Origin of the sequence: Cupriavidus sp. SIMBA_020 (assembly GCF_046535395.1) — a bacterium.
Classification (GTDB): domain Bacteria; phylum Pseudomonadota; class Gammaproteobacteria; order Burkholderiales; family Burkholderiaceae; genus Cupriavidus; species Cupriavidus campinensis.
The window spans coordinates 1-273 of the sequence record NZ_JAWRWU010000555.1 but is presented as its reverse complement, the minus strand read 5'-3'; the positions used below and the strand labels follow the sequence as shown (position 1 = coordinate 273).

The window sequence follows — 273 nt, the reverse complement described above, 5'->3', positions numbered from 1 at the left end:
GCGCGCCTGCGGCGTCATTTGCGGGCGGTGCAGCGCGAGCCCCTCGCCGACGATCCGCTCGATGGTGTGGCGCGGCGAAAGCGAACTGAACGGGTCCTGGAAGACGACTTGCATGTTCGAGCGCAAGGCGGTCTGCTCGGCGCCGCGATAGCTGCCGAGCGCCCTGCCCTGAAATTCGATCTCGCCGTGCGCGGTGCGTTGCAAACCGAGCAAGGCCATCGCGAGCGTCGATTTGCCGGAACCCGATTCGCCGACGATCCCCAAGGTCTCGCC

1 protein-coding gene is annotated in these 273 nt (G+C 67.4%); it reads right to left on the bottom strand.

Features of this window, described 5'->3' with window-relative positions; translation table 11 throughout:
• The coding region (locus SB751_RS30495) for an ATP-binding cassette domain-containing protein (protein ID WP_410749086.1) at window positions 1-273 on the bottom strand (273 nt) is incomplete at both ends.